The 21632-nt window shown below is 72.0% G+C and carries 19 protein-coding genes; 13 read left to right on the forward strand and 6 right to left on the reverse strand.

Translation table 11 applies throughout. The features are described from left to right. The first annotated feature begins 121 nt into the window (after window positions 1-121). Window positions 122-1300, forward strand: coding sequence for an agmatine deiminase family protein (locus ABIA38_RS35935; RefSeq protein ID WP_424643148.1), 1179 nt, complete (start codon window positions 122-124; stop codon window positions 1298-1300). Between the two features lie 106 nt (window positions 1301-1406). Here the strand turns inward: ABIA38_RS35935 and ABIA38_RS35940 are convergent, their stop codons facing one another. Continuing rightward, entirely contained in the window at window positions 1407-2186 is a 780-nt protein-coding gene (locus tag ABIA38_RS35940; protein ID WP_424643149.1) for a TetR/AcrR family transcriptional regulator, read from the reverse strand. Between the two features lie 279 nt (window positions 2187-2465). On the opposite strand from ABIA38_RS35940, the gene ABIA38_RS35945 reads away from it, so the two are divergent. From ABIA38_RS35945 to mdlC, 5 genes are all read left to right on the forward strand, one after another. Continuing rightward, window positions 2466-3467, forward strand: coding sequence for an ATP-binding cassette domain-containing protein (locus ABIA38_RS35945; protein ID WP_424643150.1), 1002 nt, complete (start codon window positions 2466-2468; stop codon window positions 3465-3467). Beyond that, entirely contained in the window at window positions 3464-4258 is a 795-nt protein-coding gene (locus ABIA38_RS35950; protein WP_424643151.1) for an ABC transporter permease, read from the forward strand. The genes ABIA38_RS35945 and ABIA38_RS35950 overlap by 4 nt, the downstream gene beginning before the upstream one ends. Window positions 4259-4340: 82 nt before the next feature. Next, window positions 4341-4880 carry a GNAT family N-acetyltransferase gene (locus ABIA38_RS35955; RefSeq protein WP_424643152.1) on the forward strand — a complete coding sequence of 180 codons (540 nt, stop codon included), beginning with the start codon at window positions 4341-4343 and terminating at the stop codon, window positions 4878-4880. A 329-nt stretch (window positions 4881-5209) separates the two neighbouring features. Further along, window positions 5210-5740, forward strand: a complete 531-nt coding sequence (locus ABIA38_RS35960) for a hypothetical protein (protein WP_424643153.1) — start codon at window positions 5210-5212, stop codon at window positions 5738-5740. 64 nt (window positions 5741-5804) lie between these two features. Next, window positions 5805-7433, forward strand: a complete 1629-nt coding sequence (gene mdlC, locus ABIA38_RS35965) for a benzoylformate decarboxylase (protein WP_424643154.1) — start codon at window positions 5805-5807, stop codon at window positions 7431-7433. A 74-nt stretch (window positions 7434-7507) separates the two neighbouring features. Here mdlC and ABIA38_RS35970 read toward each other — a convergent pair whose 3' ends face one another. Both ABIA38_RS35970 and ABIA38_RS35975 read right to left on the reverse strand, forming a co-directional pair. Continuing rightward, window positions 7508-8005: an SRPBCC family protein gene (locus ABIA38_RS35970; protein WP_424643155.1), complete on the reverse strand. Its 498-nt coding sequence runs from the start codon at window positions 8003-8005 to the stop codon at window positions 7508-7510. Window positions 8006-8278: 273 nt separating this feature from the next. Continuing rightward, complete coding sequence (locus ABIA38_RS35975) at window positions 8279-9619, reverse strand: TolB family protein (RefSeq protein WP_424643156.1); 1341 nt, start codon at window positions 9617-9619, stop codon at window positions 8279-8281. A 303-nt stretch (window positions 9620-9922) separates the two neighbouring features. Here ABIA38_RS35975 and ABIA38_RS35980 point away from each other — a divergent pair, with 303 nt between their 5' ends. Further along, window positions 9923-10933 carry an Lrp/AsnC family transcriptional regulator gene (locus tag ABIA38_RS35980; protein WP_424643157.1) on the forward strand — a complete coding sequence of 337 codons (1011 nt, stop codon included), beginning with the start codon at window positions 9923-9925 and terminating at the stop codon, window positions 10931-10933. Window positions 10934-11065: 132 nt separating this feature from the next. Here ABIA38_RS35980 and ABIA38_RS35985 read toward each other — a convergent pair whose 3' ends face one another. Together ABIA38_RS35985 and ABIA38_RS35990 are read right to left on the reverse strand one after the other, a co-directional pair. Beyond that, window positions 11066-12628: a carboxyl transferase domain-containing protein gene (locus ABIA38_RS35985; RefSeq protein ID WP_424643158.1), complete on the reverse strand. Its 1563-nt coding sequence runs from the start codon at window positions 12626-12628 to the stop codon at window positions 11066-11068. Between the two features lie 11 nt (window positions 12629-12639). Next, window positions 12640-13944 (reverse strand): CaiB/BaiF CoA transferase family protein, encoded by a 1305-nt coding sequence (locus tag ABIA38_RS35990; RefSeq protein ID WP_424643159.1) that lies wholly within the window; start codon window positions 13942-13944, stop codon window positions 12640-12642. A gap of 346 nt (window positions 13945-14290) precedes the next feature. Here ABIA38_RS35990 and ABIA38_RS35995 point away from each other — a divergent pair, with 346 nt between their 5' ends. From ABIA38_RS35995 to ABIA38_RS36010, 4 genes are all read left to right on the forward strand, one after another. After that, a complete protein-coding gene (locus tag ABIA38_RS35995) occupies window positions 14291-15709 on the forward strand; it encodes an amidase (RefSeq protein WP_424643160.1) in 1419 nt (472 codons plus the stop codon). A 65-nt stretch (window positions 15710-15774) separates the two neighbouring features. After that, window positions 15775-16119, forward strand: coding sequence for a hypothetical protein (locus ABIA38_RS36000; RefSeq protein WP_424643161.1), 345 nt, complete (start codon window positions 15775-15777; stop codon window positions 16117-16119). Next, a complete protein-coding gene (locus ABIA38_RS36005) occupies window positions 16116-17594 on the forward strand; it encodes a sodium:solute symporter family protein (RefSeq protein ID WP_424643162.1) in 1479 nt (492 codons plus the stop codon). The genes ABIA38_RS36000 and ABIA38_RS36005 overlap by 4 nt, the downstream gene beginning before the upstream one ends. 336 nt (window positions 17595-17930) lie before the next feature. Then, window positions 17931-18365, forward strand: coding sequence for a hypothetical protein (locus ABIA38_RS36010; protein WP_424643163.1), 435 nt, complete (start codon window positions 17931-17933; stop codon window positions 18363-18365). A gap of 81 nt (window positions 18366-18446) precedes the next feature. Here the strand turns inward: ABIA38_RS36010 and ABIA38_RS36015 are convergent, their stop codons facing one another. Further along, window positions 18447-19388, reverse strand: a complete 942-nt coding sequence (locus tag ABIA38_RS36015; RefSeq protein WP_424643164.1) for a sigma-70 family RNA polymerase sigma factor — start codon at window positions 19386-19388, stop codon at window positions 18447-18449. 95 nt (window positions 19389-19483) lie between these two features. Between ABIA38_RS36015 and ABIA38_RS36020 the strand changes: the two genes are divergently transcribed. Both ABIA38_RS36020 and ABIA38_RS36025 read left to right on the forward strand, forming a co-directional pair. After that, window positions 19484-20179, forward strand: coding sequence for a nitroreductase (locus ABIA38_RS36020; protein WP_424643165.1), 696 nt, complete (start codon window positions 19484-19486; stop codon window positions 20177-20179). A 270-nt stretch (window positions 20180-20449) separates the two neighbouring features. Beyond that, a complete protein-coding gene (locus ABIA38_RS36025) occupies window positions 20450-21616 on the forward strand; it encodes a PLP-dependent cysteine synthase family protein (protein ID WP_424643166.1) in 1167 nt (388 codons plus the stop codon). Window positions 21617-21632: the final 16 nt, after the last annotated feature.

The raw sequence follows: 21632 nt of genomic DNA on the forward strand, positions 1-21632 counted from the left end.
GCCCGACAATCGGGGCATTTCGCCAACCCGTGAACACGCTCGACTACCGTGATTCCGCGGGTCGAATGAAGCCGGATCCAGTGCCCGGTCGTATTTCGCAATCCAGCTCCCGGAGTATTCCGTGTCAGATTTCTCCCTGTCCCGTCGAAGCATGCTGCGCACCCTGGCCGGGGCCGGCGCACTTGCCCTCGGGATGACCGCCTGCTCCGACTCGAACGGCGCGGGAACGCCGGAATCCGGGTCGGCCGGGTCGGCCGGGCCGGCCGAGCCCGGGGCGAGCCCGGCGGCGGGGCGTCGGTTGGGCGCCGAATGGGAGAGCCACGCCCGTACGTTCATGTCCTGGCCGGCGTCCACCGGCATCTGGGGCAGCGACCTTTCCGCCGTCAGGCAGGACATCGCCCGGGTGGCGCGGGCCGTCGCCGCGTACGAACCGGTCGTCCTGCTCGCCCGTCCGGGGCAGGCGGACGCCGCCCGACAGGCGTGCGGAAGCGATGTCGAGGTGGTCCCGATCGCGGTGGACGACCTGTGGGCGCGCGACACCGTACCCGTGTTCGTGGAGCAATCCGGGAAGCTCGCCGGCGTCGACTTCAACTTCAGCGGCTGGGGCAACAAGCAGCAGCACGGCAACGATGCCAAGGTCGCCCGTGAGGTGCTCACGAAGTACGACATCCCCCGCGACGAGACCTGGATCGTCGCCGAGGGCGGCTCCTTCGAGACCGACGGCCAGGGCACCTTGATGGTGACCGAGAGCTCGGTGGTCAATCCCAACCGCAACCCCGGCAAGACCCGGCAGCAGATCGAGGACGAACTCAAGCGGGTCCTCGGCGTGACCAAGGTGATCTGGTTCGACGGCGTACGCGGCGAGGACATCACCGACGCGCACGTCGACTCGCTGGCCCGGTTCGTCGCGCCCGGCGTCGTACTGCTGGACGAGGCGGTACCGGGCGAGCGCGACGTGTGGACGCGGTCGGCCGCCCAGGCCAAGACCGTGCTCAAGGACGCGACCGACGCGCGCGGCAAGCCCATCGAGATCGTCGAACTCCCCACGCCCGACCCCGCCAAGCTGACCGGCGTCGGCGGCAAGGACTTCGTGTCGACGTACGCCAACTTCTACGTCGCGAACAAGGCGGTGTTCCTGCCACGCTTCGGCGACGCGCGCGCCGACGACGGCGCGCAGCAGATCCTGCGCGACCACTTTCCCGGCCGCAAGATCGTCCCCGTCCAGATCGACACCATCGCCTCCGGGGGCGGCGGCATTCACTGCGCCACGCACGACCAGCCCGGCAAGCCGGCCCGGTAACCGGCTTCGGGCAGGGCGGCGGCGACCACCGATCCGACGGCCGTCCCCTGCCCGCACCGGACGAACTTCCGGTGTCCCAGCCGGTTTCGCGGGACAGCGCTGTTCGCTACCCCTGCGGTGCCGGGCCCGCTGCCGGTTGCCGTGAGTGGATCAGGGTCTCGATGCCGTCCAGGACCAGGCGCAGGCCGAACTCGAAGCCCGCGTCCGGGGCTTCCTCGTAGGTGCCGGAGGCCCAGACCCGGGTGAGGGTGGGGAAGCGGGCGGGTTGGATGAGCCGTTCCAGGTACGGGGTGCTCTCCGCCCACCAGTCCTCGTAGCCCACGCCGCTGCTCACCGCGTCCCGGTCGGCGTCGACGGCGACCTGCGTGATGCCCCGGACGTACGCGTCGACGAGCCCGACCACGTGTGCCATCTCGGCCTCGGTCAACCCGACGTCGGCGACGGTGCGCAGCGCCGCGTCGGCCCGGGCGGTGAGCCGCGGGCCCATCAACAGCAGGCCCGGGCCCCACAGTTGCACCACCCACGGATGCCGCTTGGCCAGCGCGTGGTCGGCGCGTGCGTGCCGCTCCAGGGCCGCACGCCAGTCGAGCCCGGCCGGGTCGGGGAGCGCGGACTCGCCCAACACGGCGTCGAACATGACGTGCAGCAGTTCGGCCTTGCCCGGCACGTAGGTGTACAGCGACATGGTGCCCACCCCGAGCCGCTCGGCGACCGCGCGCATGGACAGCGCGCCGAGCCCGTCGGCATCCGCGATCTCGACCGCCGCCTGCACGATCCGATCCACGGTGAGCCCCTGCTTGGGGCCGCGGGTGGGCCCTTCGCCGGTGCGCCACAACAACGCGAGGGTCCGCGCGGGATCCGCGCGCCCACTCTTCTCTCGTGCCACGTGCGTACCTTCTCCCGAAAACTCCGTAGTGCGTACGGTAGGTCATCCGGAGTTGATCGACAAGCGCCGTGGGCATGCCGGGGAACGCTTGTCAAGCAACTCCGTATGTCGTACGGTGCGGCGTACGGAGTAACTCCGTACGTCGTACAGAGTGGGCTTGCGAACGGATTCCACGCGCTTCGACAAGATCCATACGTGCCAGGCACGTCATGAGAGCCACGAGAGCCACGAGAGCCGCACGGACGCGACCAGCGATACGCGATACACGAAGGGGTGTACATGCCACTGGCGATCTCCGCCGAAGGCGTGACCAAGGTGCACGGCGCCGTACGGGCGCTGGACGGATTCGATCTGGAGGTCCCGGCCGGGACGGTGCACGGACTGCTCGGGCCCAACGGGGCGGGCAAGACCACGGCGGTACGAATCCTGACCACGCTGCTCGGACCGGACGGCGGGCGGGCCGAGGTGGCCGGATTCGACGTGGTCCGGGACGCGGCGCGGGTGCGTACCCGGATCGGGCTGCTCGGCCAGTACGCCGCACTCGACGAGGTGCTCGGCGGGCGGCAGAACCTGGAGATGTTCGGCCGGCTGTATCGTCTGGGCGCCCGCGAAGCCCGGCTCCGGGCGGGCGAGTTGTTGGCCCGGTTCGCCCTGACCGACGTCGCCGAACGGGCGGTGACCGGCTACTCGGGCGGCATGCGCCGCCGGCTCGATCTGGCCGCGTCGCTGATCCAGGCACCCGAGGTGCTGTTCCTGGACGAGCCGACCACCGGACTCGACCCGCGAGGCCGCACCGAGGTGTGGGACGCGGTGCGCGAACTGGTGGCGGGCGGTACGACCGTGCTGCTCACCACGCAATACCTGGACGAGGCGGACCGGCTCGCGGACACGATCTCGGTGGTCGACCACGGCCGGGTGATCGCCCGCGGCACGCCCACCGAGCTCAAGTCCCGACTCGGCGGCGACCGGATCGACGTGGTGGTCCGCGAACCGCTCGACCTGGCCGCCGCGGCGGTGATCCTGGCCCACGTCGGCAACGGCGACCCGGAGATCCGCCACGACGAACGCCGCGTCGGCGTCGCGGTCACCGACCGGGTGGGCGCGATCACCGCGACGGTACGGGCCCTGCACGACGCCGGGATCGAGGCCGAGGACATCGCGCTGCGCCGACCCACCCTCGACGAGGTCTTCCTGGCCATCACCGGAGTGCGCCGCGACGACGAACCGGCCGACCGCGCGGGCCGGGCCGGCGCGGGCGATGCGACGGAGGTGGCGGCATGAGTACCGCGCTGCGCCGGGCCCTGCCGGACACCTGGACGCTGACCCGCCGTACCTTCGCGCACTGGGCCAGGCAGCCCGCGCCGGTGCTGGTCGGGCTGCTGTTCCCGGTGTTGATGGTGCTGATGTTCGGCTATCTGTTCGGCGGTGGCCTGGATGTGCCGGGCGGCGGTGACTACCGCGAGTTCCTGATGCCGGGCATGTTCGCGATGACGATGGTCTTCGGGATCGAATCCACCTTCACCGCGGTCGCCGGCGACGCGGCGCGCGGGGTCACCGACCGATTCCGGTCGATGCCGATGGCGCACTCGGCCGTGCTCGGCGGCCGGGTGCTCGCCGACATGCTGCACGCCGCCGTCGGGCTGTCGGTGCTGATCTGCTGCGGGCTCGCGGTGGGCTGGCGGTGGCACGAGGGGCCCGCGCGGGCGATGCTCGCCGTCGCGATGTTGCTGCTGCTGCGACTGGCGGTGTTGTGGCTCGGCATCTACCTGGCCCTGCGCGCCAAGGGGCCCGAGTCGGTCGCGGTCCTGCAGATCCTGGTCTGGCCGCTGGGCTTTTTGTCCAACGTGTTCGTCTCGCCCGATACGATGCCGGGTTGGCTCGGCACGATCGCCGAGTGGAACCCGTTGTCCGCGAGCGCGGGCGCCGGCCGCGAACTGTTCGGCAACCCCGGCTGGGCCGGCACCTCCTGGGTCACCGACCACACGATCCCGATGGCCTTCGCCTGGCCCCTCGCCCTGATCGTGCTCTTCGCCCCGCTGTCCGTCCGGCGCTACCGCGACCTCGGCCGGTAGCCCCACCGACCGCGACCCGGCCGCCCGCGCCTCGGCGAGCGGCCGGGCCGGCCCCCGTGCAGGCATAATCGCGTGAGTGGACATGACTGTGGACTTGGATCTGGACGGTTCGCGATTGCGCACGCTGACCACCCGGGACGCCCCCTTGGTGGTCGAGGCGACCGGCGGCGAGACGGGCCCGGCACTGTGGGGACCTCGGCCGGTGGGGCCGTATTCGTTGGGTGAGGCACGAACGGCGCTCGACTCCTGGAACTGGTTGAAGGATCGGCAGATTTCCCACGGGGTCGTCGAGGACGGACGGCTCGTCGCGGCGCTCGGGCTGATGTCGGACGATCACGGGAGCGTCGAACTCGCCTACTGGGTACGGCCCGAGCACCGCCGACGCGGAGTCGCGTTGCGAGCGGTGCGGGTACTCACCGACTGGGTGCACGGGAACGCGGGCATGTCGCGGCTCTGGCTCGAAACCGATCCGGACAACCTCGCGTCGCAAGGACTCGCGCACAAGGCGGGTTATCGACTGGAGGAACGACTGCCCGACCACTGCCGCGCATGGGTCGCCGACGACCCGGCGCACGATCGGTGGCACGACTGCCTCATCTGGGCGCATGTCACGGGCACGTGAGGGGAGTGACGGGCTCGGCCGCGAACCGCTGACCACGACGTGCCCACGCGGGCCGGCCTTCGGATCGCTGAGCGTGTGACGGCAGGTGTGCCCGGTGATCGCCGAACGCCTGCGCCGCCTGTCCGGGCCCGAATACTTCGGCATCCGTGGCCGGTTCGTCGAAATGCCTGATTTGACTGGGCCGTTCGGGTGATGGTCGGGTGTGCTGCTGCGGGGTGGCGGATCGGCGTTCCAGGATTGTGGTGGCCGTCGACGCGGGCGGCCGGCGGGCCGGCCGCGTGTCCGTTGCGTGATCGGCTCGTCCCCGATCGCCTCGAGGAGTTCGATCCATGCGTGCACGCCTGGTCGCCGTCGTTGCCGCCGCCGTCGCGGCCGTGGCGACACTCGCCCCGCCCGCCCAGGCCGCCCCGCTCGGCGACGGTATCTATCGGTTCCCGGCGCTCACGGACGGCAAATGCCTGATCTGGCCCAAGCCGGTGGCGAGTCCCGGTTCGGTGGCACTGGGCGCGTGCGCGGACACCGCCTCCACCTCGCCCGACTGGCAGGTGCACCGGCGACCCAACGGAACGATGGAGATCGCCAAGGCGGGCTCCGGTCCGCGCCGGTGTCTGAAGGTCAATGACGTCCGTCGTCTGGTGGTCAACGACAACTGTGCCGACGACAAATACGCCGACTGGACGGTGTCCTACGGCGCCGACAGCCCCGGCGGCGTCGTGTACGCCGACATCGAGCACACCCCGCACGACCAGTCCGGCTCGTGGGGCAAGATCGTGGACGCGCCCGATGTCACCGGGCGGATCTTGGTGCGGCAGGCGCCCATCGAGGCGCACTACTGGGGCCTGCAACAGGTCGGCGGGTAGCGGAAGTTTGCTGGTGTGCACCGTCCCGGGAGGACTTCGAGTCGGCAGCGAGGGAGGGTTTTCGATGGCTTCCGCGAGTGTTCGTTCGAGTGGGCCGACGGTGGCCGAGGCCGTCTTCGGCGTGTTGCGCGACTTCGGGGTCACGCGGGTGTTCGGCAACCCGGGCTCCACCGAGATGCGGATGTATCTGTACTGGCCCGACGACCTGGAATACGTCCTGGCCCTGCACGAAGGCAGCGCGGTGGCGATGGCGGACGGCCTCGCACAGCGCACCCGCCGGGCGGGGGTCGCCATCGTGCACTCGGCGGCCGGCGTGGCCAATGCGACGTCCGGTCTGATCGCCGCGTGGCGCAATCAGAGTCCGCTGGTCCTGCTGGCCGGACAGCAGACGCGGGCCATGTTGCCCACCGAGCCGTTCCTGTCCGCGCTCGAACCCGACCAGTTCCCCCGCCCGTACGTGAAGTGGGCCCTCCAGCCGGCGCGCGCCGCCGACGTGCCCGGTGCCATCGCCCGCGCCCTGCTGACCGCCCGCACGCCCCCGTGCGGGCCCACGTTCGTGTCCGTCCCCGAAGACGACTGGGCACAGCCGGCCGCGCCGGTCCCGGCGCACACGGTGGTGCCGGCCCTTGGTGCCGACCCCGCGACGATCACCCGCTTCACCCGCATCCTCGCCGGCGCCACCCGCCCGGCCCTGGTGATCGGCCCCGCGGTGGACGCCGACGCCGCCGCACCCGACGCCGTACTGCTGGCCGAACGCCTCGGCGCCGCGGTCTACGGTGCCCCGTGGACGTCCCGGGCCGGCTTCCCCGAACGACACCCGCTCTTCCACGGATTCCTGACCGCCACCCGCCGGGAGGTGACCAGGCAGCTCGACGGCCACGACGTCATCCTCGTCATCGGCGCCCAGGTCTTCACGTACCACGTCCATACCGAGGGCCCGTTCCTGCCCGACGGCGCACAGTGCCTGCACATGACGGACAACCCCGTGCACGCGTTCTCCGCCCCGGTCGGGGAGAGTCTGATCTGCTCCGCCCGTACCGGCATTCGCGCGCTCCTCGACCGGTTGCCGGACCGGCCCGCACACCGCCGGCTGCCCAGCGCGCCCCCGCGCCCCCGGCCCGCACCGCTCACCGCGCCGCTCGAGGCGTCCGCCGTCCTGCACCTGCTGCGCGACCTGGTGCCGCTCACCACCCCGGTGTTCGAGGAGGTGCCCTCGTATCGGCAGGAGATCCGCGCCCACTTCCCGATGGAGGCGGGCCAGTTCCACAACACCTTCAGCGGCGGCCTGGGCTGGGCCCTGCCCGCCGCCGTCGGCGCCGCGATGGCCGACCCCGCCCAGCGCACCCTGTGCCTGATCGGGGACGGCTCCCTCATGTACTCCGTGCAGGCCCTGTGGACCGCCGCCCGCCACCGAGTGCCCGTCACCGTCGTCGTCCTCGACAACCACGAGTACGGCGCGATGAAGCAGTTCACCACCCTCTACGGCATCGACACCTTCCCCCCGACGATCCAATCCGCCCTCGACCTGCCCGCCCTCGACATCGGAGCCGTCGCCACCGGCCTCGGCGTCACCGCCGGCCGCGCCGACGACCCGTCGCATCTGGCCGACACCCTCAAGGCCGCCCTCACCGCCCCCGGCCCCACCCTGGTCGACGTGCACGTCCAAGCCCGGCGTGACACGGGCCCCTTGTAGCCCCCGGCTTTGGGCCGAGGCGGCACGCCGGGACGACCGGAGCCGCCCCGACGCGGTGATCGAGTGCCCCACCTTCAGGACGTACGCGATCCGACCCCGGCGAAGACCCGCTCGGCCTCGGCCTTGATCGCGACGAGATGCGCGGAACCCAGGTGGTCCAGCGCGCGGTTCAGCAAGCCGTCGAGATCCCGGCCACCGGGGACATCGGCGACGAGCCCGCCCGCGGAGTCCGCCGGTTCGAAGTCGTGGGTGATGGTCAGCTCCGTCGTGGTGGCCGACGTGGACACCGCCCGCCACTCCCCGCCCATCCGACCCATCAGCGGCGCCGTCTCCACCTGGTGGTAGCCGATGACACGGCGCGCCTCGTCGATGTCGCGCCGCGAGACCCACGACTGGCTTTGGCCGCCGATGTCGCCCGTGATCGCGACGATCTGGTGGGTCGGGGAACTCTCGGTGATCCGCGCCGCGCTGGTCAGCGGGAAGAGCCGGACCCAGCCCTCCACATCCAGCAGGATCTGCCAGACGTCGGCGATCGGGGCGTTGATCGTGACGGCGTGCTCGAGGTGGTGCATGACGGTCCTTTGGTGGAGGGGAGTTCGCGGATACGGAGCGACCGGCGGTCCGGCGCAGCTCCCCGGCGCGGGTGCCCGGATGATTGGTTGGGTAAACGGTCCCCTCGGCGGCCGTCGGCCGAGTTGATCGCCTTCGGCGGGTGGAACATCGCCGGCTCCACTGGCCCCGGCCCGCCGGGTGGTGTGCGGTGCGGCCCCGGTGGCGAGGGCCTCGGGCCGGGGCCGGCCGCGTTCGGTCTCCGGCCGTGGCGGGGAACCGGCGCTACCCGGTGGTCAGTTCAGCCGGCGGAGGTAGAGGTCGCAGGATCCCTGGGGTTGGTTGGGGATGAGGTTGGTCGCGTCGCTGCCGAAGACCACGGTGTGGCCGGTCGCATCGGTCGTCGGGTGGTCGGCGTTGCCGTCGGCCGGAGTGCCGTCGTCCGCGACGGCGATGCGTTCGGTGTGACCCGTGCGCAGGTCGCGGGCGAGGGGTATGTAGTCGTACGTGGTCTTGCCCGGGACGAGGTTGGGGGCCTGCGAAAGGAAGACCAGCCGCTGGTCGTTGGCGCTGATGCCGGGTTCGACCGAGGTTCCGTCGCCGGCGGATCCGTCGGGGGCGACGCTGACTCGTCGGGTGGCTCCGGTGGTCAAGTCCCGCTCGTAGATCTGGGATCCGTTCGTGTGCTCGGGCTTGACCACGATGCCGTCGTCGGAGGAGGCGAAGAACGCATAGCGGCCGTCGGGGCTGAGCACCGCGCTCGCCCCGTCCACGTCCACCGGGAGGCCCTGGAGGTCGATCGCGGCCGGGTCGGTGCGCCCGGTGCGCCGGTCGTGGACGTAGAAGTTCTGGTGGATGACCGGTTGCGGCGGCCGGGCGAGAGTGGGGGGCTTCTCGATGTGGGCGAGCTGGAAGCCGACGCGTCCGCCGTCCGCGCTGATCGTCGGGAGCGAGGTCGGCTCCGACATCTGCCTGCCGGTGGAGTCGACCCCGGCGCGTTCGATGCTGCCCGTGCGGCGGTCGCGTACGTAGACGTAGGTCTGTTGCCTCGGCGGGCGGGCCGGGTCGGCGCCCGGGGCAAGGTCGTTGCGCGTGGAGGTGAAGGCCACGTAGCGGCCGTCGGCGCTGATCGACGGGTCGCGTTCGGCGCTGCCGGGGCGGTGGTCGAGCAGCAGTTCGGTGCGGCCCGTCTCGCGGTCGTATACCTGGATCTGCGTTTCGATGACGTCCGGGTCGGGGGAGTTCGGAAGCCCCGTGGCGAAGGCGAGGTAGCGGCCGTCCTGGCTGAAGGCGTAGGTAAAATCCAGGGGGTTGGTTTCGGGGGTGCCGTCGGGGCGCACCGTGGCCTGGCGGGTCGCTCCGCTTTGCAGATCCTTGATGAAGATCGCGTCGGGTTTCGGGTCCGGGTTGTCCGGGCCCATGATCGGGGTGGTTCGGTAGGCCAGGTAGCGGCCGTTCGCGCTGAGTTGGGCGTCGAACGCGAAGTCCTTGATGGTGTGGCCGTTGTCGCCGGGGCGTACGCACCTGATGTTGGATTTGTGACGTCCGGGTTCGCCGGCCGCCGAGGCGGTCGGGACCAATGCCGCGCAGGTGCCCAAGGTGGTGGCCAGGACGATGACGTATCTGATCGGACGCATGTTGCAACTCCTTGCTCCGAGTGACGATCCGTGCCGGACGGCGACAGCTAACTCCGTCCGCGCACACCGGTCAACGCGGACGAACTCCCTCCGTTGCCAAGCCTGTTGCCGTCCCGCGGCGTATCCCGACGCCAACCGCGGCGGAGGCCGGGCCGGCGACCGCGACGCGACTCGGCCGGGTCGGCGGCGGGCGACTCGGGCGGCGTTCGCGAACGCGACGCCGAGCCGTCGACTCGACGCGGGCCGGGCAGCGTGGTGTGGGGTGGTCCCGGGCGGGTGTCGTCGGTCGGTAGCGTGGGTTCGGTGAGCACAGTCGACGTGGGCGTGGACGCCCTTGACCGCCGTATCATCGCCGCCCTCCAGATCGACGGGCGCGCGTCCTGGCGCCGGATCGCGACCGCGCTCGGCGAGCCCGAGCGCACCGTGGCGCGTCGTGGGCTCCGGCTCCTGGAGACGCGCCTGGTCACCGTGACGGGGCTGATCGCGCACGGCGACACGGTGATCGTCCGGCTGAACTGTCGGCCCGGGCAGGTCCGCGAGGCGGCGATCGCGGCGGCGGCCGGGAGCGGCACGGTGTTCACCTACGTCCTCGCCGGCTCGGTGGACTGCGTGGCCGAGGTGCAGTGTCCGCCGGATCGGCTGGCCCGCCTGATGCTCGAGGAACTGCCGGCGCTGCCGGGCGTGGTCTCGCAACAGGTCACGCCGGTGCTGCGGTACTTCCGTACGGTGCACGAGTGGCAGCCGGGCCTGCTGACCGCCGACGAGGTGGGCGCCCTCGCGCGCTTCCCCACTCCCGCCGAGACCGCCGAGCGGGCCGCGGGCGAGAGCTCGGACGTCGAGCGGGCACCGGAGGAGTGGCGCATCCTGCGCGCGCTGGCTCGGGACGGGCGCAGTACACACGAGGAACTCGCCGCCCTCGCAGGCGTGTCCGAGGCCACCGCGCGCCGCCGGGTCGAGGCGCTGACCCGGTCGGGGGTGGTGAGCATTCGTGCCTCCACGGAGCCCGCCCTGCTCGGACTGCCGGTCGAGGCCATGTTGTGGATCCGGACCAGGCCGGACGACGTCGAGGAGGTGGGCCGGTTGCTCCTCGACTCGCCGCTGGTGCGCTACGCGGCGGTGGTGATGGGGGAGTACCAGATCCTCGTCGACGTCGTACAGCCGTCGAAGCGGGCGTTGCACGAGTTCTTGACCACGTCGCCGTGGGTGCGGCGGGTGGAGGCCGTGCAGTCGCATCTTGTGGTCGAGGCGCTCATGCGCAGCGCGACCCCCACCGCGCGGCTGCGCGAGTTGGCGGGTGGTGGTGAGGAGGGCTGAGGGTCGACGACGCCTCGTTCGGACGTGGTGTCTCGGGCCGGCGCGCCGGCTCGGGCGGACTCGCTGTCTCGGGCCGGCGCGCTGTCGCGGGCGGACTCCATGTCTCGGTCGGACTCGGCGTCTCGGTCGGGCTCAGCGCCCTCGGCCGTGCGTGAACTCCTCGGTGATCGCGGCGACGAGCCGGCCGACCAGGTGATCCGGCGGTCCGGTCGGGTCCTGGCCCGGGTCGGGCGCCGGCTCCGCGACGATGCGGTGCACGATGCCGGCCGCCAGCAGGTCCGCCGCGCCGATGTGCTGATCGCGGGCCAGCTCCGGGGCCCGCCGGGTGGTGCGGTGGACGATCGCCGACGCGCCCTCGGGCGGCAGCGGGGACAACCACGCATGCTCGGCGGCGATTCGGCGTGCGGCCGGCAGCAGGGCCAGGGCCGCGCCGCCGGCGCCCTGACCCAGCAGCAGGCTCACCGTCGGTACGGTCAACGACCCCAGGTCGGCCACGCAGCGTGCGATCTCACCCGCCAACGCGCCCTCCTCGGCGGCCGGACTCAGCGCCGCCCCGGCGGTGTCGACCACGGCGAGCAGGGGCAGCCCGAGTTCGGCGGCCAGCCGCATCCCGCGCCGCGCGGTGCGCAGACCGCCGGGGCGCAACGGGCCGCAGGCCGCCGCGCGTTCGCGGTCGTGGCCGATCAGGACACAGGCCGTACCGCCGATCCGGGCCAGCACGATGCGCATCGTGTCGTCGCGCTCACCCGCCCCGGTACCCGAGAGGGGGATCAGCGGGTCGGCGACCCGCAACAGATCGGCCAGGCCGATGCGATGCGCCTCGCGCGTGATCCCGACGGATCGCCAGACGTCCTGCGGGGCGGTTTCCGGCGGATGGGCACGCGGATGGGCACGCGAATGCGAATGCGGAGGCGGAGGCGGGGGTGATTCGGGCGAGGGGCTCGCCGGGGTGCCCGCCGAGGCGCCCACTGCGGTGCCTGCCGGGATGCCCACCGCCCCCGGCGGTTCGGCGCACACCACGTCGAGTGTGTCGGCGAGGAAGTGCCGCAGTTCGGCGGTGGTGAGGACCGCGTCGAGCACACCGCGGTGGTACAGATTCTCGGCGCGCTGCACCTGCTCGGGGAACGGCGAGCCGTACAGCGCCTCGTATACGCGCGGCCCCAAAAAGCCGATCAGCGCGCCGGGTTCGGCCGTCGTGACGTGTCCGAGCGAGCCCCACGACGCGAGTACGCCGCCGGTGGTGGGGTGGCGCAGGTGGACCAGGTACGGGAGCCCCGCGGCCTTGTGCGCGACGATCGCCGAGGTGATGTCGAGCATCCGCACGAACGCGGGGGTGCCCTCCTGCATCCGCGTACCGCCCGAGGCGGGCGACGCGAACAGCGGGAGGCGCTCGACGGTGGCCCGGCGGATCGCCGCGACCAGTCGGTTCGCGGCGGCCGTACCGATCGACCCGGCCAGGAAACCGAACTCGCCCAGGACCACGGCCACCCGGTGCCCGGCGATGGTGCCCTCGCCGGTGCGGATCGACTCGTCCGCCCCGCTGCGGGCGCCGGCCTCGGCCAGCGCGTCGGCGTACGGGCCCGGGGCGGGGCGCGGTTCGGGTGGGACGTCCCACGAGCGGAAGCTGTCGGGGTCGAGCACCGCGGTCGCAAAATCGAGCGCGGTCGGGCGGGTGTGCGGCTGGATCCGCGTCACGGGTGCGACCGTCATCGGCGGGCCTCGGCGTCGGTCGGCAGCCGGTCCGATCCGCCGGCCGGGCCGTGGGTGGCGCCGAACCCGGCTGCGCCGAGGGGCACTCGGCCCGCCGACCCGGCCCCGCCGGCGCCCACGTCGCGGGCGTCCTCCGCGTCCAGCCACGCCCGTACGCTCGCGTCGTGCTGGCCCAGCGTCGGCGGCGCGACGTGTTCGTGCCGACCGCCGCCGTCGAAGCGCCAGGGCAGGCCGGGCAGGCTGATCGTGCCGAGCGTGGGGTGGTCGACGTCGACGATCAGGCCCTGCTGCCGGGTCTGTTCCCACGCGTACACCTCGTCGATGCCGCGGACCCGGCCCGCCGGTACGCCCGCCGCGTCGAGCCGCGCGAGCCAGTGCGCCGCGCCCGCCTGGGCGAAGGCCGCCTCCAACTCGGCGGCCAACTCGGCGCGTCGGCCGACCCGGTCGGCGTTGGTGGCATAGCGCGGGTCGTCCGGATCGAGCCCGGTCACGCCGGCGACGGCCCGCCACAGTGCCTGGCTGCCGGCCGCGAGTTGGATGTCGCCGTCGGCGCAGCGGAACAACCCGTACGGGGCGATCGAGGGATGTTGGTTCCCGGTCGCCTCGGGGACGTCGCCGGCCACCGTCCAGCGGGTGCCCTGGAAGCTGTGCACGCCGATCATCGAGGACAACAGCGAGGTCCGCACGACCTGCCCCCGTCCGGTGCTCCGCCGCTCCAGCAGCGCGGCGAGCACCCCGGAGACGCCGAAGATGCCGGCGAGGAGGTCGGCGATCGGGGTGCCGACCTTCGTGGGCTCGCCGGGGGCGCCGGTGAGGCTCATCAGGCCGGCCTCGCCCTGCGCTATCTGGTCGTAGCCGGCCCGGCCGCCCTCGGGTCCGTCGTGGCCGAACCCGCTGATCGACAACACCACCAGGCCGGGGTTGAGTTCGCGCAGGCGCTCGACGGGGAAGCCGAGGCGATCGAGGACGCCGGGACGGAAGTTCTCGATCAGCACGTCCGCCCGGCGGGCCAGCCGGGTGACCAGGTCGCGACCCTCGGCACTCTTGAGGTCGGCCGTCACCGATTCCTTGTTGCGATTGCAGGCCAGGAAGTACGTGGACTCGCGGGCGTCCTCGGGGCCGACGAACGGCGGGCCCCAGGCCCGGGTGTCGTCGCCGCGGCCGGGGACCTCGACCTTGATCACCCGGGCGCCGAGGTCGCCGAGCATCATCGCGGCGTGCGGTCCGGCGAGGGCGCGGGAGAGGTCGAGCACGAGGCAGCCGTCGAGCGGACCGCGGCCGTGTCGGGTGACGTCGGACATGACACCCCTTGAGATCTGGGTCTGGATGTGGGTGGGATGTGGATGCTGCTGGCTGAAACATTCAGAAGATAAGTCCATGCGGCTGAATTCGTCCAGCTGTGTGTTGTGGGTTGCCTGATGGTTCGGAATCTGACGTGCCGGTGAAATCCGGTCGGCGAGCTTCGGCCGAAAAGTTCACGAGTGCGAAACCCTTGACTGAATTCGTCATCGCTCCGCAGACTGGGCCGGCCGCACCGCGGCGACCGACTCCGCGGCGCCCCGTCCCACCCCCCCGCACCGCGCCTCACCCCAGCACCCCGTCCCACCCCAACACCCCCTCCCACCCGGCACCCGCACCAGGACACCCATGACCGACGACGGCATCACCCACCTCGACGCCACCGACCTCGCCACCCGCATCCGGCGCCGCGAACTCTCCAGCCGCGAGGTGGTCCGGGCCCACCTGGACCGCATCGCCGAGGTCAACCCCACGATCAACGCGATCGTCACGCTCGACCCCGAGGGCGCGCTCGCCGCCGCCGACGCCGCCGACACGCTGCTCGCCCGCGGCGGCACCCCCGGCCCGCTGCACGGCCTGCCGATCGCGTTCAAGGACACCCACCACACCCGGGGCATGCGCACCACACACGGCTCCCCGCTGCACGCCGACGACATCCCGGACCACGACGATCCGCTCGTGGCGCGCATCCAGGCGGCCGGGGCGATCCGGATCGGCAAGACCAACGTCCCCGAATTCGCCGCCGGTTCGCACACCTTCAACCCGGTCTTCGGCACCACGCGCAACCCCTACGACCCCACCCGCTCGGCGGGCGGCAGCAGCGGCGGCGCCGCGGCGGCGCTCGCGGCCGGTCTGCAGCCGATCGCCGACGGCAGCGACATGGGCGGCTCGCTGCGCAACCCGGCGTCCTTCTGCAACGTGGTCGGCCTGCGCCCCACCCCCGGCCGGATCCCGCTCGCCCCCTCCGGGAACAGCTGGGAAACCCTGTCGGTGGTGGGCCCGATGGCCCGCACCGTCGCGGACACCGCGCTGCTCCTGTCGGCGATGGCCGGACCCGACCGGCGCGACCCGATCGCCCTGGAGACGCCCGGCTCGGCGTTCGCAATCCCGCTGGAGCGCGACCTCGCCGGGCTGCGGGTGGCCTGGGCGCCCGACCTCGGCGGCACGGTGCCGGTCGAACCGGAGGTACTCGCCGTCCTGGAACGCGCGATCGCGGTCTTCACCGACCTGGGTTGCCGTGTCGAGCCGGACAGCCCCGACTTCCGCACCGCCGACGACACCTTCCGCACGCTGCGCGCCCACGAGTTCAACCTCGGGCTCGGCGACGTGCTCACCTCGTCGCGCGCCGCGCTCAAGCCGAGCCTGGTGTGGAACATCGAGGAGGGCCGCCGGCTGCGCTCCGACGACCTCGCGCGCGCCACCGTCGCGCACAGCCGGCTGTACCGCGCCGGCATCGACTTCTTCGACCGCTACGACGTCCTGCTCGCGCCGGTGAGCCAGGTCGCCGCGTTCGACGCCGACCTGGAATACCCGCGCACCGTCGCGGGCGTCGCGCAGCACACCTACCTCGACTGGATGCGCTCGGCGTACTTCGTCACACTCCTCGGCGCGCCGGCGCTGTCCGTGCCGGCCGGCTTCACGCCCGAGGGGCTCCCGGTGGGCCTGCAGATCGTCGCCGCGCCCCGGGCCGACCTGACCGTCCTTCAGGTCGGCGCGGCGTTCGAGACGGCGACCCGGTACGGCCGCCGCCGGCCGCGCTCGGGCTGAACCCGGCCCTCGGCCCGTCGTACCCGCCCCACCGTTCGCTGCGGCCCTTCCCCCTGGGAGCCACGATGAGAAAACGCCACGCGACCTGGGCCGCGCTGCCCGTGCTCGCCTTCTTCGCCACCCCGTTCCTGCCGTTCGTCAACGGCCCGCACCTGTGGCTCGGGCTGCCCTCGGTGCTGGTCTGGGCCCTGGTGTGGACGATCGGCTGCACCGTCGCCCTGTACCTGATCGAGCGCTTCGCGGACCACCCGGAAGACGACGACGAAGACAACAGCCAGGCCAACAGCCAAGCCAACAGCCAGGACAACACCGAGAACAACACGGGGGACGGCAGCGCGGACGGGGCGGACACCGAGGCCGCCGCCGCAACCGCCCCGAGACGGACAGCGGAACCGGAGGTCACGTCGTGAACAGCACCATGGTCATCACCGTGTTCGGCATCGTGGCGCTGGCCGCGATCGGGGTCGGCGGACGCCGCCCGGCCAAGGGCAAGCTCGGCGAGTGGACGGTCGGCGACCGCCGCTTCTCGCCGATGACCTCGTGGTTTCTCCAGGCCGGCGAATCCTTCACCACCTTCAGTTTCCTGGGCCTGGCCGGCCTCGCGTTCGGCGGCGGCGTGGCCGCCACGTACGCGCTGGGCTATCTCGCGATCAGCCTGGTCACCATGTACTTCATCGGACCGCGCACCTGGCGACTGGGCCGCGACCGCGGCTACCTGACCCAGGCCGACTTCTTCGCCGACCGCTTCGGCAGTCCGTTGCTCGGCAAGGTCGTCGCGGTGGTCGGCGCGGTGTTCCTGCTGCCGTATCTGCAACTGCAGATCACCGGCCTGGGACTGATCGTGCAACTGGCTACCGGGAGCAAGGCGGGCGGACACCTGAGCATGGTGCTCGCGACCGTACTCACCGCCGGCTTCGTACTGTGGTCCGGGATCCGCGGCATCGCGCGCGTCGCATACGCCAAGGATGTACTCATGGTGCTCGCCCTGGTCGCCCTCCTGATCGCCGTCCCGATGTCGGTGACCGGCGGCTTCGACCACATCTTCGACACCGTGCGCGACCACAACGCCTCGCTGCTGACGATCGGCGGCGGCTACGACAAGACCTGGTACACCACCGCGCTGCTGATCAGCGCGATCGGCGCGGGTCTGAACACGATGCCGCACCTGTGGCCGCCGGTGCTCTCGGCCCGCAGCGCCCGCGCCCTGCGGCAGAACTACATCTGGCTGCCGCTGTACCAGGTGGCGCTGGCCATCCCGGTGATCGTCGGCTTCGCGGCCGTGCTCGAACTCGCCCCGAACACCACGAGCAACAGCGTGCTGCTCACCATGGCCGGACACACCATGCCCGCCTGGCTCGTCGGCGTCGTGGCGGTCGCCGCGGCGGGTGCGGCGATGGTGCCCTCGGCGGCGATCGTGATGGGCATCTCGACGCTGGTCTCGCACAACCTGCTGCCGGCGCGCACCGAACGCAACCGACTGCGGGTCAACCACGCGTGTGTGGTGATCGCGTCCGGTCTCGCGCTGATCCTGGCCCTGGGCCGACCCGGGCTGCTCGCCAACCTGCTGCTGCTCACCTACGGCGGCCTGTCCCAACTGGCCCCCGCCACCGTGATGGCACTGCGCCGCCGCAACCCCCTGGGCGCGACCCCGGCCCTGCTCGGCATCGTGACGGGCATCGGCGTGCTCACATGGCTGACCTTCGCCCATGTGGACGTGGGCAGTTGGGACGCGGGACTGATCGCACTGGGCCCCAACCTGGCGGTCACACTCGGAGCACACCTGGTGCTGCGCGGACGCGCGGGGGCCCGGGGGTCGACTGCGTCGGCGGCCTCGGCTCGGGACGGGGCGACGGGGGTGGCGACGCCGGCCTCGGCGGGGGTTTGAGGGCCGGGGCGAGGAGGGGCGAGCCGAGGCGGGCGGAGGCGGGCGGGTCGACCCGGTTCGGGCCGGCGGCTTGTTGCGCCGGTCGAACTCGGCTCGGCGGCCCGGGAATCGCCTGGCGATGGACAGGTCGGGCCGGCCCGTCCGTACCGACCGACCCGCCGAACTTCCTTGCTCCCGGCCCCGGATGAGGGGTGAAATCGGAGGGCCGGGGGCCGTCGGGAACGGGGTCGTGCGCGGCCCCGGCGGGCCCCCGGACGCACTCCGGAGGTGGTTCCCGTCCCTCGGGGCGGCCATCTCCCGGCAGGCGCTCACCGGCCTGCCCGCGCCCTCGGCAAAGTGGCTCTGACCTGGTGCTTTTGCCGCAGGAACCGTGACCGGAAGCGGGACCACCATCGGCTTCCGGCCCGATGCCGACATCTTCGGGGCTTTGCCAACAGCCGGGCCACCCCCGACGGCGGCACGCACGTGGCCGGCTTCCGCGACGGGATGGTGGCTGCGATCAACGCGTACGCGCGAGAGCAGGGGCTGCTGTCGTCGGCGGACCCCGATCTCGACGTCGACCGGATCGCAGCGGGCCTGACCGCGGTGGTGTCGGTCAAGCTGGACCGTCCCGAATTCCACGGCGCCACGCGCGACATGCCGGCCGGCGCCGTAGTGCACACCTGTGTCGAGGACACCGTCCGGGAACACCTGGGCACCTGGCCGGCGGACCACCCGCAGTGGGCCGCGGCCGTCGTCGGCCGAATCAGCCGGGGCGCCCGCCGGGACTGAGCGGCACCGACCGCCCGCGCCGGTGCCCGGGAAGGCAACCGGCGGGGGCGGTCGGCGAATCGCCGACCGGGGCCGGTGTGATCAGCCGTCGGACGGAGCGGGCGCGGCGGGCTGATCCGCGGCCAGGACGCGCAGTTCCAACTGTCGTAGGCGGACGGGATCGGCGATGAGTTCGTACGCGGCGATCCGGTCCCCGTCGACCAGCACGGCGATGACGAGCGACAACCGCGAGCCGGGCACGACCACGACACCGACGGCACCATCGACGAGCGCCGGCTCCGCGAACCGCGCGTTGCGGCCGAACGCGGCGATCTCCTCGGCGACGGCGTGTGCACCGCGGACCTCGCTCGCCCGGCCTGCGGGCAGCGCGACCCGGTCGCCCCGGCGCAGTACGTCGGGGGCCAGGACGGCGAGCAGCGCGTCGACGTCGCCCGCCCGTGCGGCGGCGAGAAAGGCTTCGACCACACGGCGCTGCGCGGCGAGTTCCGCGTGGTCGACGGCGGGCGCGCCGCGCACCTTCCCTCGGGCCCGACTGGCCAGCTTCTTGGCCGTCATCGGTGAACGCCCCACGATCGGCGCGATCCGCTCGAACGGCATCGCGAACCCGTCGTGCAGCACGAACGCGACCCGCTCGGCGGGCGCCAGCCGGTCCAATACGACGAGCATCGCCCGCCCGACCTCGTCGGCCAGCAACGCCTCGTGTTCCGGATCGCTGCCGGCCGCCGACGAGGGGCTGTCGTCGGGAACCCGATCGGTGAGGTCCTCGCGTCGTGAGCGGCGCGACCGCAACATGTCGAGGCACACGCGGGAGACGACCGTCGTGAGCCACCCGCCCAGGTTGTCCACGTCCTCGGCGTCGACACGAGCCAGCCGCAACCAGGCTTCCTGTACCGCATCCTCGGCGTCGCCCGACGAGCCCAACATCCGATACGCCACCGCCCGCAGGCGGTCGCGATGTGTCTCGAAGAGTTCCGCCAGCCCGTCCTGCCGGTTCCGCCCGTCCTGCCTGTACTGCCCGTCCACCGGTCACCTTTCCCTGGAACCATCCGTCAAGCCGGTAGAGACGACCGACCAACGGATGAGCACAGGCCGAAGGCCAGCATAGGAGGAGATCGCTCTTGGACGTGTACGAGGCAACCGCCACCCGACGGGCGGTTCGCGGCTTCACCGACCGGCCGGTCCCCAAGGACGCGCTCGTACGGGTGTTGGCGGCTGCGGCCCGGACGCCGTCCGGGGCGAACCTGCAGCCGTGGAACAGCTACGTGCTGACCGGCGCGAAGCTGGCCGAACTGAAGAAGCGCGCCGGCGAGCGCGTGGCCGCGAACGACCCCGGCGACGAGCGCGAGTACGACATGTACCCGCCCGACCTGCCGCCCCCGTACCGCGACCGCCGCAACGCCGCCGCGGAACAGCGCTACGCCGCACTCGGGATACCCCGCCAGGACACCCGGGCCCGCGCGCACGAGGTCGCCGCCAACTGGCGGTGCTTCGGGGCACCCGCGGCACTGTTCTGCTACCTGGAGCGCGGCATGGGACCGGCCCAGTGGGCCGACACCGGCATGTACCTGCAGACCGTCATGTTGCTGCTCCGCGCCGAAGGGCTGCACAGTTGCCCGCAGATGGCGTGGTCGGTGTACCGGAAGACCGTCGCGGAGATCGTGTCTCCTCCCGACGACCTGATCCTGTTCTGCGGCCTGTCGATCGGCTACGAGGACCCCGCCACCCCGCACGCGGTCATCGACCGCGCGCCGGCGACCGAAACGGTCACCTTCCTCGACGACACCGAGCCCGCTTCGCTCGGCACCGGCGGGTGAGCCACCGCCGACCCCGTCCCCGCTTTGCCCACGGCGATGCGTAGCCGGGGTTCGGGATCGGGTGCTGAACTCGGAAGCAGGGATTGCCATTTGCCGGTTTACACGAGTGTCCGCCGCCCGTTCCGGATGTCGGCCCTGCGGTTGGGCCGTGTCGGTGAATTGTGTCCGTCGGTCCGCCGGGCAGCACCGCATCGGGCGACCCGCCGCACATCATGGTCGGTGTCGCCGCACGCCCGTCGGTGGCCGAAGGCAGCACTGTGGAGGCCACCGATGATCGAGACCGGACGTACGCTGACGCGCCAAGGCATCGTGGAGCAGGACGACGTGTCGGACGTCTACCCCGAGGATCGTGCCTGGGTGAACGAGTGCCTCCGGCGCCTGGGCGGGGACCTCGCGCCCCCGTCGACGGTGTTGCAGGAGATCCCGCTGCCGTCCCGCCTCGTCGGCCTGCGGCTGCACCTCAAGCGGGAGGCCGAGCAGCCCTCCGGCAGCCACAAGCACCGTCTGGCCGCCGCGTTGTTCACCCACGCCATCGCGAGCGGACGGCTGGCCAAGGGGCAGCCCGTGGTCGAGGCGTCCAGCGGTTCGACGGCCATCTCCGAGGCCTGGTACTGCCGCGAGCTCAAGATCCCGTTCCACGCGGTCGTCCCGGCGGCGACCGCGCCCGAGAAACTGGCACTGATCACCGACTACGGCGGCCAGGTGCACAAGACCTCGCACGACATCGTCGCGGAGGCGAAGTGCCTGGCGGCCGAGCTCGACGCGCACTTCATGGACCAGTTCACCTACGCGGAACAGGCCTACGACTGGCGTGCCGAGAAGGGCCTCGCGCCCGAGTTGTTCGCGGAGGTCCCGGATCTGACCTGGTTCGCGATGGGCGCGGGCACCGGCGGCACGGCCACCTCGGTGGGCCGGCACGCCCGCTACGCCGGCAAGAACCTGCGGGTGTGTGTGACGGATCCGGACCACTCCGCGTTCTTCGACGGCTGGCGGTTCCGTCGCCCCGACTGGACGGAACAGGGCTCGATCATCGAGGGGATCGGCCGGCCGCGGGTCGAGGTGTCGTTCGTGCCGCCGCTGGTCAACCGCATGATCCGGGTCCACGACGCGGCGTCCGTGGCGACCATGCGCGTGCTCTCCGAGGCCGATTGGAACATCCACGCCGGGCCCTCGACCGGAACCGGCGTGTTCGGGGCGATCCTGATCCTCCTCGACATGCACCGCAACGACCAAAGCGGATCGGTCGCCACGCTCATGTGCGACCCGGGCAAGCGGTACGAGAAGGAGTACTACGACGACGGGTGGCTGGCCACCAAGGGAATCGACTACGAACCCTGGATGCCGACCATTCGGGACTTCTTCGCCACCGGCGACTGGAACCCGCCCGTGTCCTACGAACCCACACCACGCCCCGCTGCCGCTCTGTGGAACATGTAGACCGGGTAGCGCATGC

Origin of the sequence: Embleya sp. AB8 (genome assembly GCF_049739465.1) — a bacterium.
Lineage (GTDB): Bacteria > Actinomycetota > Actinomycetes > Streptomycetales > Streptomycetaceae > Embleya.